Below are 14,114 nucleotides of genomic sequence, written 5' to 3'. Positions count from 1 at the left end.
GGGCGGGGCTGCGCTGACAGCAGACTACGGAATCGTTACTCCCGAGTGATGAGGGTGCCCGGCAGCTCGATCTGGCCTTCCTCGGGCTCGTCGCCGTCGACGACGTAGCCCTGGATCAGATCAGCGATCTCGGTCGCGATGCTCGGCCAATCCTGCTTGACGGTCGCGACGAAGGGGCCGCCCTTCTCGATCTCCGCGATCGCGAAATCCTGGCCATCGACGCCCACCACAGGCACGTCGTCGACACCGGCGGCGTCAAGCGCCTGCGTCGCACCCAGTGCGGGCTCATCCCAGCCGCCCCAGATGCCGTCGAGCTCGTCGCCCTGCGCCGAGATCGCATCCTGCACCGATGCGCGCGCGTCTTCGACCGGACCGGGTACCTCGACGTGCTTCGCCTCGATGATGTCGATGCCCTGCTCTTCGAACACGGCCCGAGCGCCCTCGGCACGCTGCTTCACCCCGGGGTGCGGGTCGTGGGTCAGCATGAGCACCCTGCCCTCACCGCCCATCGCATCGATGAGCGCCTGTGCGCTCTGCTCTCCGAGGTCGGTGTTGTCGCTCGTCACGTTCGCGACGATGCCGTCGGCCTCACCCGCGTCGATCGCGAACACCGGCACTTCGGCGTCGGCGGCCGCCTTGAGCCCGAGCGAGATCTGCGTCGGGTCGCCGGTGCCGAGCACGATGGCGTCGGGCTTCTGCGCCGCCGCATCCTGGAAGGCACTGTTGAGCTGGTTCATGTCGCCTGCGGTATCGGTCACCGACACCTGCCAGCCCCGCGACTCGCCCTCCTCGGTGAAGAGATCGATCACTTCCTTGGTCGCGGCGTTCGCAAGGTACGGGGTGACGACGGTGATGGTCAGGCTCTCGCCGGAATCCGACGCGCCTTCGTCAGATGCGCCGCCGCCCGAGCAAGAGCCCAGCGTCAGTGCTGCGCCGGCTGCGAGACCGAGCGCGGTCATGGTCTTGGTGAACTTCATGAGTGTGCCTTTCATTGCGTATCGGAACGTGCAGGATCGCTCCCGGCGCGCGATGCCGGAGCGAGCAAGTCATAGAGGCGACGATGAGTCTCGAGCCCGGCGCGCAGCGCCGGGCTCGATGAGGAAGGCGTGGTCTCGACGACCGGTGCCCCGGGTGCCAGGAGGGGTGGGAGGAGCGGCCCAATTCCGAGGGCGGCGGCCGCGGCGCGGATGGCGGATCGGCAGCCCGGATCGGCAGCCTCACCCGTCACGATCGTGGCGTCGAACACGTCGGCCAGAATCTGGCGCCACAGCACACTCGCACCGGCACCGCCGACGAGCGGAATGCGGCGCTGCGCGATCCCCATCGCATCTGCCGCGTGCCGCAGACCCATTGCGACACCCGTGAGCACAGCGAGATAGATGTCTGCGGGCAGCGTCGCCTCATGCACGCCGATGAAGGCGCCGCGCAGTTCAGGATCGCGAACCGGCGTGCGTTCCCCCGTCAGTCCAGGCAGGCACAACGGTCGCACCGCCACCTCGCCGAGACGGCTTGCGACGAGCCGATCAGTGGCCTCGAAGTCGAGCCCGGGCAGGAAGCTGCGGCGCGCCCAGTCGGCCGCGGACCCCGCGGATTGCACGGCACCGATGCGCAGGCGGTCGTTCCAGCCGGGCATCACCAGCGAGTGGATCGGCGACGGATCATCGACCGCACCCTGCGCGCGGGTGACTCCGGCGAGCCAGCCGGTCGTGCCGAGATAGAGGTACGCGTCGCCCGGGTCGGAGCCGACGAGTCCGTCGGTCGTCGCCCCCGCATCGCCCATGGCGTGCACGATCGGGATACCGGCGCGCACCCCCAGCTCCGCCGCGGCGATCGGATCCACGGCTCCGCAGACGCTGTCACCGGGCTCCACATGGATCAACTTCGGCAGCTGCCGCGTCGTCGCCCCTGCCGCCGAGGCCGCAGCACCGAACCACCCTCGTTCGGCGACATCGAGCAGCCCGGTGGTCGACGCGGTCAACAGGTCGCAGACCGCGTCGCCGCCGGCACGCCAGGCGATATACCCGGGTGCACCGAAGAGCAGCGCGTCGGCAGAACCCAGCGTGTCTGCCTCGTGCTCAGCGAGCCAGGCGATTTTCGCAGCGACGTTCGAGGCATCCTGATGGTTCCCGGTACGCCGCTCCCAGCTCGGGATCGCCTGGCGCAAGCGCTCATGCTGCGCGGCAGCCCGGGTATCGGAATAGAGCAGTGTCGGGCGCAGTGCGCGACGTCGTCCGCCGGTCTCGGCGACGACGATCAGGTCCTGCATCTGCCCGGTCAGCCCCAGCACATCGATGCGATCTGCCACGCCGCTGTCGGCGAGTGCGCGAGCCGCCGCATGCCACCAGTCCTCTGGCTGCTGCTCCGACTCCCCCGCTGCACCCGTGTGCATGCCGTACGCGGCATACGAGCTTGCGAGGGTCATGCCCTCTGCCGTCATGACGACCAGCTTCACGCTCGAAGTGCCGAAGTCGAGACCCGCGATCACGGTCTCCGGGCCATACGCCCCCGCCGATCCTGCGCCACGATCGACCCGCAGCGCCGCCGCCTCTTCTCCCCGCAACTCAGCGTCGCTTCCGGCTCAGGCGGCTGAGGCTCACCGCGATGACGATGATGACACCCGTCAGCACCTGCTGCACATAGCTGTTCACCTGCATGATGTTGAGCCCATTCGCGAGCACGCCCATGATGCCGATGCCGACGATCGTGCCGCCGGTGGTCGGCTTACCCGCGCGCGACAGGGTGATCCCCAGGAAGACGGCGGCGATCGACGTGAGCATGTACGGGTCGGCCGCGTTCGGATGCCCCGACGCGAGCCTGGCGGTCAGCACGATGCCCGCGAGCGCGGCCCCGAACCCCGAGACGAGGAACGCGCTGAATCGCACCAGCTTCGTGTTCACACCCGAGAGTCGTGCGGCCTCGGCGTTGCCGCCGACCGCGTACCAGCTGCGGCCAAGCACTGTGCGCGACAGTGCGAACCAGACGATGAGCAGCAGCACTGCGGTGATGATCACGGGCAGCGGGATCGGCCCGAAGCGCCCCTGCCCGATCCACACGAAGCTCTCGGGCAGGCCGAACACCGTGGCACCGTTCGAGAGCAGTAGCGCGAGCCCGGTGAACGTGGTCATGGTCGCGAGCGTGGCGATGAACGCGGAAAGCCCGAGGTAGGCGACGAGCGCCCCGTTCACAGCTCCCGCCAGCAGGCCGATCCCCAACCCGATCAGCACGGCCCATCCCGGAGCCATGCCGCCGACGAGCAGCTGCGCGGTGACGACGCCCACGAGGCTCGCGAGCGATCCGACCGAGAGGTCGAAGTCTCCGACGACCATCACGACGGTCTGCACTCCCGCGATCATGGCGAGAATCGCCACCTGCTCGAGAATGTTCGTGAAATTCAGCGGAGTCAGGAAGGTCTGCGGGCGCAGCACCGAGAACAGCACGACGAGCCCGATCAAACCGATCAGGGTGCCGTACGGGGCGAAGCGGGCCAGCGCCGGCAATGACTTCGCCGGGGCGCGCACCGGCCCCGCAAGCGCCTCGCCATCCGGCACCGAGCCGTTCTCGCTAGCCGTGGGCGGCGCGCCGTTCGTCGGATTCGTCATGCGGGGTTCCTCGAGGAGTGCTGGTCGGTGCTGGGCGGTGGGGTGCGGGTGGGATCCGGTGCATCGCCGAGATCCTGCGCATCATCGGGATCGTCTTGGATCGGGATCTCAGTGGTCGGCACTGGGCCCGGCTCCGGATCGGGTGGCGGCTCCGGGTTCCCGTAGCACAGGTGCAGAATCAGACGCTCGTCGGCCCTCTCCGCGGGGACGGTGTCGATCAGGCGGCCTTCGTGCAGCACTGCGATGTCGTCGGCGACGCCGATGAGTTCAGGAATCTCGCTCGAGACCATGATCACCGCGACGCCCTCGTCTGCCAGCCGACGGATCAGATAGTAGATCTCGGCTTTCGTACCGATGTCGATGCCGCGTGTGGGCTCGTCGAGCAGCAGCAGCTTCGGCTTCCGCTCGAGATACTTCGCGAGCACGACCTTCTGCTGGTTGCCACCCGAGAGCTCATCGACCGGTTGATCTGGCGAGAGCACCTTGATCTGCAGATCTTCGATGCCCCGCTCCGCGGTGTCGCGAGCACGGCGCTCGTTCCAAATACCGAGCCCGCTGAGGGCCCGGAGGTTCGCCAACGCGATGTTGTCGGACACGGAATCGGTGACCACCAAGCCCTGGCTGCGGCGCTCCTCGGGAACCAGCACGATACCCGCGTCCATGCGTCTCACGAGCGAGCGACGCGTCACGTCGCGCCCGTCGAACAGGATGCTCCCGCGTTGCGTGCGCTCGGCACCCGAGATCAGCTTGAGCAGTTCGCTGCGCCCTGCCCCGGCGAGCCCCGCGACCCCGAGCACACTCCCGCTGCGCGCCGAGAGCGAGACACCGTTCAGGGTGTGCCCGGCGATGTCTCGCACCTCGAGCAGCTCATGCCCCGGGTGCTCCGAACGCGCCGGGAAGATCTGCCCCTGCTCGCGCCCGATCATCGCCGTGATCACGTCCTCGGTGTCCGTGTGCGCGGTCGGTTTCGTCCACACGTGCTCGCCGCTGCGCATCACGGTGATCGTGTCGGCGAGAGCGAACACCTCCTCGAGACGGTGCGAGACGTACACGATCGCAGTGCCCCGGTCACGGAGTGCGCGCAGCACTTCGAACAGCTGGGCTGTCTCAGTATCCGTGAGTGCTGCGGTGGGCTCATCAAGAATCAGGACCGTCGCATCGCGCACAAGGGCGCGCACGAGAGCGACCATGGTTTGCTGCACCGCCGACAAGTCGCCCACGGGCACGTCGAGCGGGATGTGCTGGCCGAGATGAGAGAGGTGGATGCGCGCCTCGCGATCCAGAATGCGCTGCTTCGACAGCACCCGGTGGCCACTCTTTCGCATGCCCAGGAAGATGTTTTCACCAGCCCCGAGCGTCGGGACCAGGCTGAGCTCTTGCGGCAGCGCGACGATCCCGAGTTCTTGCGCCTCACGCACCGACCGCGGCCGATAGATCGCGCCCCCGATAATGATGTCGCCGTGCGTCGGTGTGACCGTGCCCGAAAGCATCTTGATGAGCGTCGACTTGCCTGCGCCGTTCTCACCGAGAATCGCGTGAATGCTGCCGGCACGGAACGGAAGGGTGAAGTTCGAGACAACGCGAACCGTGCCGTAATCCTTGCTGAGGCCGTCGGTCGCCAGCACCGCATCACCGATGGCAGCGGTCATGGGCATCCTGTTCAGTGGTCTACGAGTGGGCGTCGTCGGCGCGCAGATAGTCTGGGTCGAGACTACCAGCAGCCGACGGAGGGGCAGACCGGATGGGAATCGCACGGGTGCGCGCGCACTTCGCTGAGCGCGAGTGGGGCGGAGAGATCCTCGAATTCGACGAGTCGAGTGCGACGGTCGAGCTCGCGGCGCAAAAGGTCGGCACTGAGCCGGCGAGGATCGCCAAGACGCTCGGCTTCTACGACCCCGAAGCGTCGGAGCGCGCCGTGCTCATCGTTGCGGCCGGCGATGTAAAGGTCAACAGCGGCATGTTCAAGAGGCGATTCGGCGGCCGGCCGAAGATGCTGCGTCTCGAAGACGTCGAAGCGTTCACCGGATACCCGGCCGGCGGCGTGTGCCCATTCGCAAACCCGCCGCACGCGCGGGTCTTTCTCGACGAGTCGCTGCGCCGATTCGAGACCGTCTATCCGGCCGCCGGTACCGCGACCTCTGCGGTACGCATCGATGTCACCGAACTCGAGGCGCTCTGCGAGGCCGAGGGCTGGGTCGATGTGACCACCGGTTGGCGCGAGGGATAGATCGCGGACCTCAACGACTAAAGACCCCGCATGCGAGCAAAGAAGTCCTCGCGCTTCAGCTGTCACAGATTGAGATATGAATGCATTCTTCATCCCAGTCTGCGCCAGCCGAAGAGAGTTTGCACCCCAGCGTGCATTCAGAACAGCCGAGAGGCGGCGGCCTCGGGCGGCTCCTCGAGCTCGAGCAGACGCTGCTTGCGCTCCTTCCCACCGGCATAGCCCGTGAGTGAGCCGTCGGCTCCGACCACGCGGTGGCATGGGATCACGATGCTGATCGGGTTGTGCCCGACCGCCTGACCGACGAGCTGCGCGAGTCCGCGACTGCCGAGCTCTGCGGCGAGCGCCCCGTACGTGGTGGTCTCGCCATATGGGATCGCGAGCAGCCGCTCCCACACCCGCTCTCGGAACTCATCTCCGCTCGCGCGCAGTGGCAGGTCGAACTCGCGGCGCTCCCCGGCGAGATACTCACGCAGTTGCTGAGCCGTTGCGGCGAGCACCGGATCCTCTGCGAGATCCACGGCTTCACCGATCGCATCGGCTGCGGGCGGATAGCTGTGGTTCGCAAAGTACAGGCCGACCAGCGCGTCGCCGTCCGTGGTGCTTCGGGCGACCAGCAGCAGGTCGCCGAGCGACGTCGCGGCCCAGGCGTGCCGAGCGCCCGGCACGCCACCCGTTTCGGCTTCGCTCGATTCCGAGGCCGGTCGCTCCGTCTCGTTCTCCATGATCCGATGCTATGCGTTACGTGCCCTGACGGAGACGCGAGCTTGCAGCTGAAGACATTGCGCGCCTCGCCACCGCACCGAGTCAGCTCGCCCAGGCACGGCTGATATCGATGCCGCGGCCGAGCACCTGCTCTGCAGCACGGTGTCCTGACGCGAATGCTCCCGTGACCGTGCCAGGGTCGTCGGTCCACGTCGCTTCGCCCGCGAAGTGCAGCACGCCTCCAATGGGGGCGCCGAGCGCGTCATGGTCGGAGGTGTGCGATCCCACGGTCATGTAGACGTAGGCTCCGCGGGCGAACTCGTCATCACGCCAGTGCGTGATGGTCGTGTGCACCGGTTCGGGAATCTCTGCCCCGTAGATGTCACGCAAGCCATCCATGACCGATGCGACCACGCGTTCCTCGCTCCAGTCACGAATCTCGCGTGCGCACTCTCCGGCGGCAAAGGTGAGCAGCGTCGGTTCACCGTGCGCCTCGGTCAAGTCGTACCAGGAGTGCCACCAGGCTCCTGCCGGGCCCTGCCTGCGCACCGCATACACGCTTTCGTCCCAGAAGACCCGGTCGAACCGCAGGAAGATCTTCTCGAAGTCGTTCATGACGAATCCGTGCAGCGCACGCCGCTGTCGCTCGGGCAACTCGGGCTCGATCGTGAACGCGTTCGACCGCAGCACTCCGACGGGCACGGTCACGACCGCCTGCGCCGCACCGAACTCGCCATGGTCTGACCGTACGACGACGCCTTCCGACCCCCACCGCACGTTCGAAACTCGGTGCTCGAGTCGCACGTCGAGTGGTTCGGCGAGTGCGGCCGCCAACCGGTCGTACCCGTCAGGGAACACGACCTCGTCGCCGTCGATCTCTTCGTTGTCGAGTCCGTGCGCGTCGAGCACGGAGGCGTCAGCACCGTCTTGCTCCTCGCTGCGATGATGCAGATACTCGCGCACGCGCTGGGCGCGATCCGCATCCCACCCGAGCGCTTCGAGAGGAGCGAGCGCGGCCTCCACCGCCTCGGCGAAGGAGGTTCCCGGCGGGGATGCAGCGACTGCGGCCTGCAGCTGCTCGTCAGCGGTCGCGACATCGGCGATGAAGGACTCGGCTTCGGCGTCCGAGAGCCGGGATCCATCTGGCCCGTAGTAGGCGACCGGGCGCCCGCCCGCCTGATAACTGCCCAGGGTGAACTCGACGGTGCGCATGCCGAACGCTTGCACTGCCGCGTAGACCGGGCTGTCGTCGATGCCGTGAATCCACGAGGCACCCCTGTCGGTCACCCGTGCGGGCGCGCCATCGATTGCGGGTTCGCGGTCGGTGTGCGTGCGGCCACCCGTGCGGTCTCTCGCCTCGAGCACGACCACGCTCGCACCCGCGTCGACGAGCAGTCGCGCGGCGACGAGACCGGAGACGCCGGCGCCCACCACGATGACGTCGAAGCGTTCCATGGGCGTTCCTTCCTCAGTTCGCGGATGCGGGCGATCATCCCTCATCGGGCACCAGCACGGGGGTGTCGCGATTCAGGCTCTCGCCCCGGAAGAAGGGACGCGATCCTGGACGAAGCCACCAGATGCCCATGAGCACGAAGCCGAGCAGAATCGCGCCGACCCCGACGACGAAGGCTCCGCCGATGCCGAGCAGCACGGTGTAGCTGTAGTCGACGCTCCACATGTCGATCGCCGACTGGATGAAGGCGTACGTGAGCAGCAGGCCGCCGAGCAGCGGGAAGATGCCGCGCATCCAGAGGTTGCGCGCACTATCGCGCAGCGTGTCCCGGAAGTACCAGACGCACGCGAACGAGGTGATCGCGTAGTAGAGCGCTACCGCGAGACCCATTGAGGTCAGCGAGTCGGCGAGCACGTCTTCGGAGATGATCGACATGCAGACGTAGTAGACGATGGCCGCGATGCCCATGAGCGTGGTGGAGAACCAGGGCGTCTTGAACTTCGGGTGCAGCTCCGCGAACTTCGCGGGGAGTGCCCGGTAGACCGCCATCGACAGCGTGCCGCGAGCCGTCGGCAGAATCGTCGTCTGGGTGGATGATGCAGCCGACAGCATGACGCCGAGGATCAGGAACCATCCCCAGGGGCCGAAGAGGGCTCCGCCGAGCACTGAGAACACGTCATCAAGGCTCTCGGGGTTCGTGAGTCCGAGCCCCGTGTCACCGAATCCGGCGAACATCATGACCGCAATCGAAGTGCCGACGTAGAGGATGATGAGCACGGCAATGCTCGAGAGCGCTGCCCGCCCGGGAGTCTTCCGTGGATTCTTCGTCTCCTCGTTGAGCGCGAGGCAGGTGTCCCATCCCCAGTAGATGAAGAGCGCCAGCAGCACTGCTTCGATGAAGCCCGACCATGACGTCAGTTGCGCGGGGTTGAACCACTGCCAGTCGAATGCGACCGAACCGGCGTTGCTGCCATCCAGCGAGTGCCAGAGGGCGAGCGCACCGAAGAGCACCATGGCGACCACCTGGATCGTCATCAGCACCATCTGCAGTTTCTCGCCGATCTGCACGCCGATCGTGCTGATGAACGTCATGATCGCCATGAACACGACCGAGGTCGCAACGACGATCACCCGGTTGTCTGCGTACTCCTCGTTGCCGAGCAGCAGCCAGAAGTACTTGCCGGTGATCTCGCCGACGTTCGAGAGCACCATGATTGCGGAGACCGCGACGGCCCAGCCGCCGAGCCATCCGATCACCGGTCCGAAGGCTTTAGCGCCCCAGACGAAAGTCGTGCCGCAGTCGGGCATCTCGCGGTTGAGTTCTTGATAGGCGAACGCCGCAAAGATCATCGGAATGCAGGCAATGATGAACACGAGCGGCGCCTGCGCGCCGACCGCGATGATCACATAGCCGAGGGTCGCGGCGAGCGAGTAGAGCGGAGCGGTCGATGCGAGACCGATCACCGTTGATCCGACGACTCCGAGTGCGCCCTCATTGAGTCCCTTACCCACGTGAATGTGGCCGGTATCTGTGGCGTTGTCGAGCGTGTGTTTAGCCATCTCAGCGCCTCCTTTCACTTCGTTGTGCGAGGCATGACGCGCTTATTCTGGCACAGCGAACAGGCTCGTGGCACTATTTGCTCCTCAACCGTTGCATTGCACACTTCGAACACACGCTCGTACTCAGCTGACCTGCAGAGCAGATACGGCCCCCGCACAAGTAGCGGGGTTAGGCTGCGGATCATGTGGTTGCGGCGTGCATTCTTCCGGTGGTTGTTCCCGGCAATCGTCGTGCTGCCCCTCTGGCTGCTCTTCGGTTGGGGTGTGTTCAAGGCCGGCGGATGGGCCTTCTTCTGGGTGCTATTCATCGCTATCCCCTCGGTCGGCATCGCCCAGCTCGTGCTCACGCTCCTCGTTCGGGCGCGTCCGTCGGTCATTCAGTCGCGCATGCTCTCCTGGTGGGACGTCGCCGGATTCGGCATCTGGCATCTCCTCACCGTGTTGGTCGGCTTCTTCTCCCAGGACTGGTTCTCGATCACCCTCGTCGGTGCGATCATGGGCGGCCTCGGGGTGTTCTGGTTGGCGCTCTGGCAACTTCGGAACGAACTGCAGCACGGCCCTGGAGTCTTCCTGAACGCACGGACCGAAACACGCCCGTCCTTCGGGTCCGCCGGTTTCGGCTCAGCCCCGTTCGATGGTTCCGGATCGCAGACGCCGAACCGCTCCGGCCACCTGCAGGCCGACGCACCCCCGGGTTGGGGCGACGCCGCAACGCATCGCGCGCCCAACGAGGATGAGACCGACGGTCGGGCGGCCAGCTAGCGCTGGCCCCTGAGCGCGCTGCCGCGAGGCTAGAGTGGGTCATGATGGCCACCGCACTTCCGACTCTGCGCGTCGCCGTGCTCGGGCACGGGGCGATCGGTTCGAAGGTCGCCGAAGAACTCGCCTCGGGTCGCGTCACCGGCGCTGAATTGGTCGGGGTCATCGGGCGATCCGGATCCGGATCCGTAGTCGGTTCCAGCCGCACTCAGCGGCACGACCACCGCAGGCTCACCCTGGATGCAGCCCTCGAAGCGGCAGACCTGGTGGTCGAATGCGCCGGCGGAGAAGCGGTGCGGGAGCACGGGCCGGCCATCGTCGCTGCCGGACGCACCCTGCTGGTGGTATCGGTCGGAGCGCTTGCGGAGCCCGGCCTTCGGCACGAACTGCTTGAATGCGGCCCCGGCACATGTCTGCTGAGTACCGGCGCGATCGGTGGCCTCGACATCCTGCGAGCAGCGAACCGAGGCAGCGGCCTCAGCACGGCCTCGCTCACCTCGACCAAGCGCGCCGCAACACTCGTGCAACCGTGGATGTCCGCGGACCAGGCCGAGCAGCTGCGAACCACTACGACACCGTACGCACTGTTCGAAGGCGGCATCGAGGAGGCGATCCGACTCTTCCCGGCTTCGCTCAACGTCGGCGTTGCGCTCGCCGCAGCCACCGGGCTCTGGGACGAGACCCGTATCTCACTCATCGCCGATCCTGAAGCCGAACTCACGACGCACGAGATTTCGGCGGCAGGCCGATCCGGCAGCTACGCATTCACCATCACGAACCAGCCACTGCCCGACAACCCGGCCTCAAGCGGTGTGGTCTCCGCAGCGCTACTGCGCGGCATCGCCGACCTGGCACGCCCCTCGGGCGCATTCGCGTAGGCTGCCTCAGCGACGCGAAGAGGCAGCAACTAGTCGGCGAGAACGTCGCCGAACTCGGGGTGCTTGCGGAACCACACTGCGACAAAGGGGCACGTCGGCACAATACGGTCGCCGCGACTGCGCACATCGTCGACCGCTCCCGCGATCAACGCGCTGCCGAGCCCGCGTCCTTCAAACGACGGATCGACGACGGTGTGCTCGAAATCAAGCGTGCTGCCTGAAGAGTCCGGCCGGTCGGGCAGTCTCCGATACGAGGCGAAACCCGCCTGCACGCCGTCCACCGAGATCGTGTACTGCTGACGCTCTGGGTCGTGCGCAACCTCGATGCGTGTCTCTTCCGATGCCTGCTCGTTCATCTTTCGCCCTTCAGCCTCAGTTCATTTGGTACGACGAGCGCGACTAGTACAGCAGCGCCTCGTAGCGATCCGGTTCCGGTCCGCGGTCGAAGAAGCGGCCCGAGACTGCCCCGTCCTGTCGCCCGGGCACGACCCTGACGAAGTTCCACTTGATCGTCGGCACCATGGGCTGCAGCGGCAGCCGTTCAGCGGCGGCGATCCCATCCGAGGTGTCGATGACTGCCGCACTCCCCCGCACGACGACGCTCCATGCGTCCATCACGTTGTACTCGTCGACCTCGAACAGTACGGAGTCGTTGATCGCTACCTGCGAGAGCTTCGTCCCCTCGGCCGTGCGGAACACGATCGACTCACCATCGATGACGTAGTTCACCGGGAAGATGTCGAGTACGTCTCCGACACGGGTGACGAGCCGCCCGAGTTGATGCGTCTGGAGCCTCTGCCAGCACTCCTCAGCGGTCAGCTTGCGTACTGGCTCTTCGGGGGCACCTTCGCTCCGGCCGTTGTCTGCCACGTTCTCCATACCTGCATTCTCCTTCCGGCAGCGGCGGATCACAATAACAGGACACCCACGGCCCGCTCCCCTAGGGTGGAGGTCAACGTGCGTCGAGAACGGGGGTGGATCGGGGTGAGCGATCTCAGAGACCCGGGCGATGCCTGGGTAACCGCCCACGACGGTGTTCGATACTGGGGCCGATTCGGGGCCGCCGGGCTGCTGGCCGTGGACCGCGGGCGCTCCGCGATCCTGCTGCAGCATCGCGTCGAATGGAGCGACCACGGCGGCACCTGGGGTATTCCCGGCGGCGCTCGGCATCAGCACGAAGCCGCCGTCGACGGCGCGATCCGCGAATCTCAGGAGGAGGCGGGAATACCAGACGGTGCCGTGCATCCGCTCTTCACCCACGTACTGGATCGTGAGATCTGGACGTACACGACCCTGCTCGCGGAAACGGTCGTCCCGTTCGAGCCCCGCATCACAGATCCGGAGAGCCTCGCACTGGCTTGGGTTCCGTGCGACGAGGTCGAGGCGTTGCCCCTGCACCCGGGGTTCGCTACGAGTTGGCCGATACTGAGGCCGCTCCTGCAAGCACCACCGGTGGTTGTCGTCGATGGGGCGAACGTCGTCGGATCAGTTCCCGACGGCTGGTGGCGGGATCGACGGGGCGCGGCCGAACGGCTGCGGGATCGACTGGTGCGCCTGGCACACACGGGGGTGCGCAGCGGCTTCGTCGAACTCCCTGACAGCCGGGTTCCCGGCCTCGATCTGGCCTTCCCCGAGTGGGTGCTAGTGACGGAAGGGTCTGCTCGTGGCTTGGAAAGCGCAGGCGGTGTGCGTATCGTCAACGCGCCAGGAACCGGCGACGATGCGATCGTGCGGCAGGTTCGCGCCGCCGTCGCCTCAGGCAAGCACGTCTCAGTCGTCACGAGTGACGTCGAACTCGCTGCCCGCGCCAGGGCCGCCGGCGCCGTCGGTATCCGAAGCTCGAAACAGCTCCTGAAACGCCTCCCCGAACTCCCCGGAGCCCGGCTCTAGTCTCGGTCGAGAGTAGTGAGCACGCGGATCGCCTTGCCGAGCGCGATCGCCATCCATTCCGCCGCGGCTTCACCATCACGGCCGCGCGCCGCTTCCAAGATTCTGCGGTCGCAGCTCGTCGTTCGCGTACCCCCCTCGCGCACATCATCGGTCGTCACCGTGATCCGGTAGAGATGGCTGCGCTTCCAGAGCGCATCGATCATGTCGCAGAGCAGCTCATTGCCTGAATCACGGTACATCGCCCGCAGGAACTCCGAGTCGTGTTCGAGGGCATCTCCCGGCCGATCCTCCTCGACCGCTCGCTCCAGCGCGACCATGCGGCGTTCCATTTCCCCGAGTCCGCGCTTCGAGAGGTTCTCCACACCTTGCCGCGCAGCTGCCGGTTCGAGCATCTGTCTGACCGAATAGATGTCGATGAGCTCCGGAGTGCTGAACTTCTTGACGACGGCACCCTTGTGCGCCTCGCGCTCAGCGAGCCCGCTCTCCTCCAGCCGACTGATTGCGTCACGGACAGGCATGACACTCGTGCCGGCCATCTCAGCGAGTTGCCGCACTCGCAACCGCGATCCTCCCGGGAGCCTTCCGCTGAGAATCTCACCCTCAATGAAGTCGTACACCTGGTCGGCAACGAGTAATGGTTCAATCACACCACCGGTGAAGGCTTCCGCGACGCTCACAGCCAGGCACCGCCTTTCAGCATGAGCAGAGGCACCCTCGTGTTGCGGGTCTTCATCGACACCACTCGGCTCGCTTTCCTTCATCGGATGCATAAATACTTCACTTTCATACCACAATTGCACCGACCAACGCGGGACCCCGGAACGACGGTCGTGGCAAGATCACATATGGGTCACGATCCTTTTCGTCAGACAACTCTCAAGTTGTGATCACATTACAAGTCTGGTTAGCTTCGATGTACCCCGGCGCGTTACAGGGCAGTGCGTGCCGTTATTCGGGAGGTATTTGAGGATATGGTCTTCAGTTTTGGTACGAAAACTTCTCCGATTCCGTTGTCGGGAGGTGTGCAGGTTGCTGGGCTCGGGAAG

Annotated in this window: 14 protein-coding genes; 4 read left to right on the top strand and 10 right to left on the bottom strand. The window is 66.1% G+C overall.

The genetic code is table 11. The annotated features are described in order from the left end of the window. Positions 1 to 35: 35 nt before the first annotated feature. Genes ACUYV6_RS12815 through ACUYV6_RS12800 form a run of 4 tightly spaced genes read right to left on the bottom strand, consistent with a single transcriptional unit; the run spans position 36 to position 5,248 of the window. Positions 36 to 977 carry a sugar ABC transporter substrate-binding protein gene (locus ACUYV6_RS12815; protein WP_449279061.1) on the bottom strand — a complete coding sequence of 314 codons (942 nt, stop codon included), beginning with the start codon at positions 975 to 977 and terminating at the stop codon, positions 36 to 38. Positions 978 to 988: 11 nt separating this feature from the next. Then, on the bottom strand, positions 989 to 2,560 hold the full coding sequence (locus tag ACUYV6_RS12810; protein ID WP_449279060.1) for an FGGY family carbohydrate kinase: 1,572 nt from the start codon (positions 2,558 to 2,560) through the stop codon (positions 989 to 991). 1 nt (position 2,561) lies between these two features. After that, entirely contained in the window at positions 2,562 to 3,599 is a 1,038-nt protein-coding gene (locus ACUYV6_RS12805) for an ABC transporter permease (protein WP_449279059.1), read from the bottom strand. Beyond that, the gene (locus tag ACUYV6_RS12800; RefSeq protein WP_449279058.1) at positions 3,596 to 5,248 is read right to left on the bottom strand and encodes a sugar ABC transporter ATP-binding protein; all 1,653 of its coding nucleotides are present in this window, start codon (positions 5,246 to 5,248) and stop codon (positions 3,596 to 3,598) included. The genes ACUYV6_RS12805 and ACUYV6_RS12800 overlap by 4 nt, the downstream gene beginning before the upstream one ends. A 92-nt stretch (positions 5,249 to 5,340) precedes the next feature. Between ACUYV6_RS12800 and ACUYV6_RS12795 the strand changes: the two genes are divergently transcribed. Continuing rightward, positions 5,341 to 5,826, top strand: a complete 486-nt coding sequence (locus tag ACUYV6_RS12795; protein ID WP_449279057.1) for a YbaK/EbsC family protein — start codon at positions 5,341 to 5,343, stop codon at positions 5,824 to 5,826. A gap of 137 nt (positions 5,827 to 5,963) precedes the next feature. On the opposite strand, the gene ACUYV6_RS12790 is transcribed toward ACUYV6_RS12795, so the two are convergent. The 3 genes from ACUYV6_RS12790 to ACUYV6_RS12780 all read right to left on the bottom strand — a co-directional run bounded on the left by ACUYV6_RS12790 (position 5,964) and on the right by ACUYV6_RS12780 (position 9,541). After that, complete coding sequence (locus ACUYV6_RS12790) at positions 5,964 to 6,548, bottom strand: methylated-DNA--[protein]-cysteine S-methyltransferase (RefSeq protein WP_449279056.1); 585 nt, start codon at positions 6,546 to 6,548, stop codon at positions 5,964 to 5,966. A gap of 82 nt (positions 6,549 to 6,630) precedes the next feature. Further along, positions 6,631 to 7,983, bottom strand: coding sequence for a flavin monoamine oxidase family protein (locus tag ACUYV6_RS12785; RefSeq protein ID WP_449279055.1), 1,353 nt, complete (start codon positions 7,981 to 7,983; stop codon positions 6,631 to 6,633). A gap of 34 nt (positions 7,984 to 8,017) precedes the next feature. Then, a complete protein-coding gene (locus tag ACUYV6_RS12780; protein WP_449279054.1) occupies positions 8,018 to 9,541 on the bottom strand; it encodes an APC family permease in 1,524 nt (507 codons plus the stop codon). A gap of 183 nt (positions 9,542 to 9,724) precedes the next feature. Between ACUYV6_RS12780 and ACUYV6_RS12775 the strand changes: the two genes are divergently transcribed. Together ACUYV6_RS12775 and ACUYV6_RS12770 are read left to right on the top strand one after the other, a co-directional pair. Continuing rightward, complete coding sequence (locus tag ACUYV6_RS12775; protein ID WP_449279053.1) at positions 9,725 to 10,303, top strand: MFS transporter permease; 579 nt, start codon at positions 9,725 to 9,727, stop codon at positions 10,301 to 10,303. Between the two features lie 44 nt (positions 10,304 to 10,347). Further along, entirely contained in the window at positions 10,348 to 11,178 is an 831-nt protein-coding gene (locus tag ACUYV6_RS12770; protein WP_449279052.1) for an aspartate dehydrogenase domain-containing protein, read from the top strand. A gap of 29 nt (positions 11,179 to 11,207) precedes the next feature. On the opposite strand, the gene ACUYV6_RS12765 is transcribed toward ACUYV6_RS12770, so the two are convergent. Continuing rightward, on the bottom strand, positions 11,208 to 11,534 hold the full coding sequence (locus ACUYV6_RS12765) for a GNAT family N-acetyltransferase (RefSeq protein ID WP_449279051.1): 327 nt from the start codon (positions 11,532 to 11,534) through the stop codon (positions 11,208 to 11,210). 43 nt (positions 11,535 to 11,577) lie between these two features. Beyond that, a complete protein-coding gene (locus ACUYV6_RS12760; RefSeq protein ID WP_449279050.1) occupies positions 11,578 to 12,057 on the bottom strand; it encodes a pyridoxamine 5'-phosphate oxidase family protein in 480 nt (159 codons plus the stop codon). A 105-nt stretch (positions 12,058 to 12,162) separates the two neighbouring features. Here ACUYV6_RS12760 and ACUYV6_RS12755 point away from each other — a divergent pair, with 105 nt between their 5' ends. Further along, on the top strand, positions 12,163 to 13,068 hold the full coding sequence (locus ACUYV6_RS12755; protein ID WP_449279049.1) for an NUDIX domain-containing protein: 906 nt from the start codon (positions 12,163 to 12,165) through the stop codon (positions 13,066 to 13,068). Here ACUYV6_RS12755 and ACUYV6_RS12750 read toward each other — a convergent pair. Beyond that, the gene (locus tag ACUYV6_RS12750) at positions 13,065 to 13,745 is read right to left on the bottom strand and encodes a GntR family transcriptional regulator (protein WP_449279048.1); all 681 of its coding nucleotides are present in this window, start codon (positions 13,743 to 13,745) and stop codon (positions 13,065 to 13,067) included. The genes ACUYV6_RS12755 and ACUYV6_RS12750 overlap by 4 nt on opposite strands. Positions 13,746 to 14,114 lie beyond the last annotated feature (369 nt).

This window comes from Leucobacter sp. GX24907 (assembly GCF_053567335.1).
Note: the sequence above shows the minus strand (reverse complement) of the source record. Positions and strands in the feature narration are given on the sequence as shown.

Excerpts from the sequence above, each read along its gene's own strand:
- ACUYV6_RS12815 (WP_449279061.1), bottom strand. The coding sequence starts at position 977 with ATGAAGTTCACCAAGACCATGACCGCGCTCGGTCTCGCAGCCGGCGCA.
- ACUYV6_RS12805 (WP_449279059.1), bottom strand. The coding sequence starts at position 3,599 with ATGACGAATCCGACGAACGGCGCGCCGCCCACGGCTAGCGAGAACGGC.
- ACUYV6_RS12800 (WP_449279058.1), bottom strand. The coding sequence starts at position 5,248 with ATGACCGCTGCCATCGGTGATGCGGTGCTGGCGACCGACGGCCTCAGC.
- ACUYV6_RS12795 (WP_449279057.1), top strand. The coding sequence starts at position 5,341 with ATGGGAATCGCACGGGTGCGCGCGCACTTCGCTGAGCGCGAGTGGGGC.
- ACUYV6_RS12790 (WP_449279056.1), bottom strand. The coding sequence starts at position 6,548 with ATGGAGAACGAGACGGAGCGACCGGCCTCGGAATCGAGCGAAGCCGAA.
- ACUYV6_RS12785 (WP_449279055.1), bottom strand. The coding sequence starts at position 7,983 with ATGGAACGCTTCGACGTCATCGTGGTGGGCGCCGGCGTCTCCGGTCTC.
- ACUYV6_RS12780 (WP_449279054.1), bottom strand. The coding sequence starts at position 9,541 with ATGGCTAAACACACGCTCGACAACGCCACAGATACCGGCCACATTCAC.
- ACUYV6_RS12775 (WP_449279053.1), top strand. The coding sequence starts at position 9,725 with ATGTGGTTGCGGCGTGCATTCTTCCGGTGGTTGTTCCCGGCAATCGTC.
- ACUYV6_RS12770 (WP_449279052.1), top strand. The coding sequence starts at position 10,348 with ATGGCCACCGCACTTCCGACTCTGCGCGTCGCCGTGCTCGGGCACGGG.
- ACUYV6_RS12765 (WP_449279051.1), bottom strand. The coding sequence starts at position 11,534 with ATGAACGAGCAGGCATCGGAAGAGACACGCATCGAGGTTGCGCACGAC.
- ACUYV6_RS12760 (WP_449279050.1), bottom strand. The coding sequence starts at position 12,057 with ATGGAGAACGTGGCAGACAACGGCCGGAGCGAAGGTGCCCCCGAAGAG.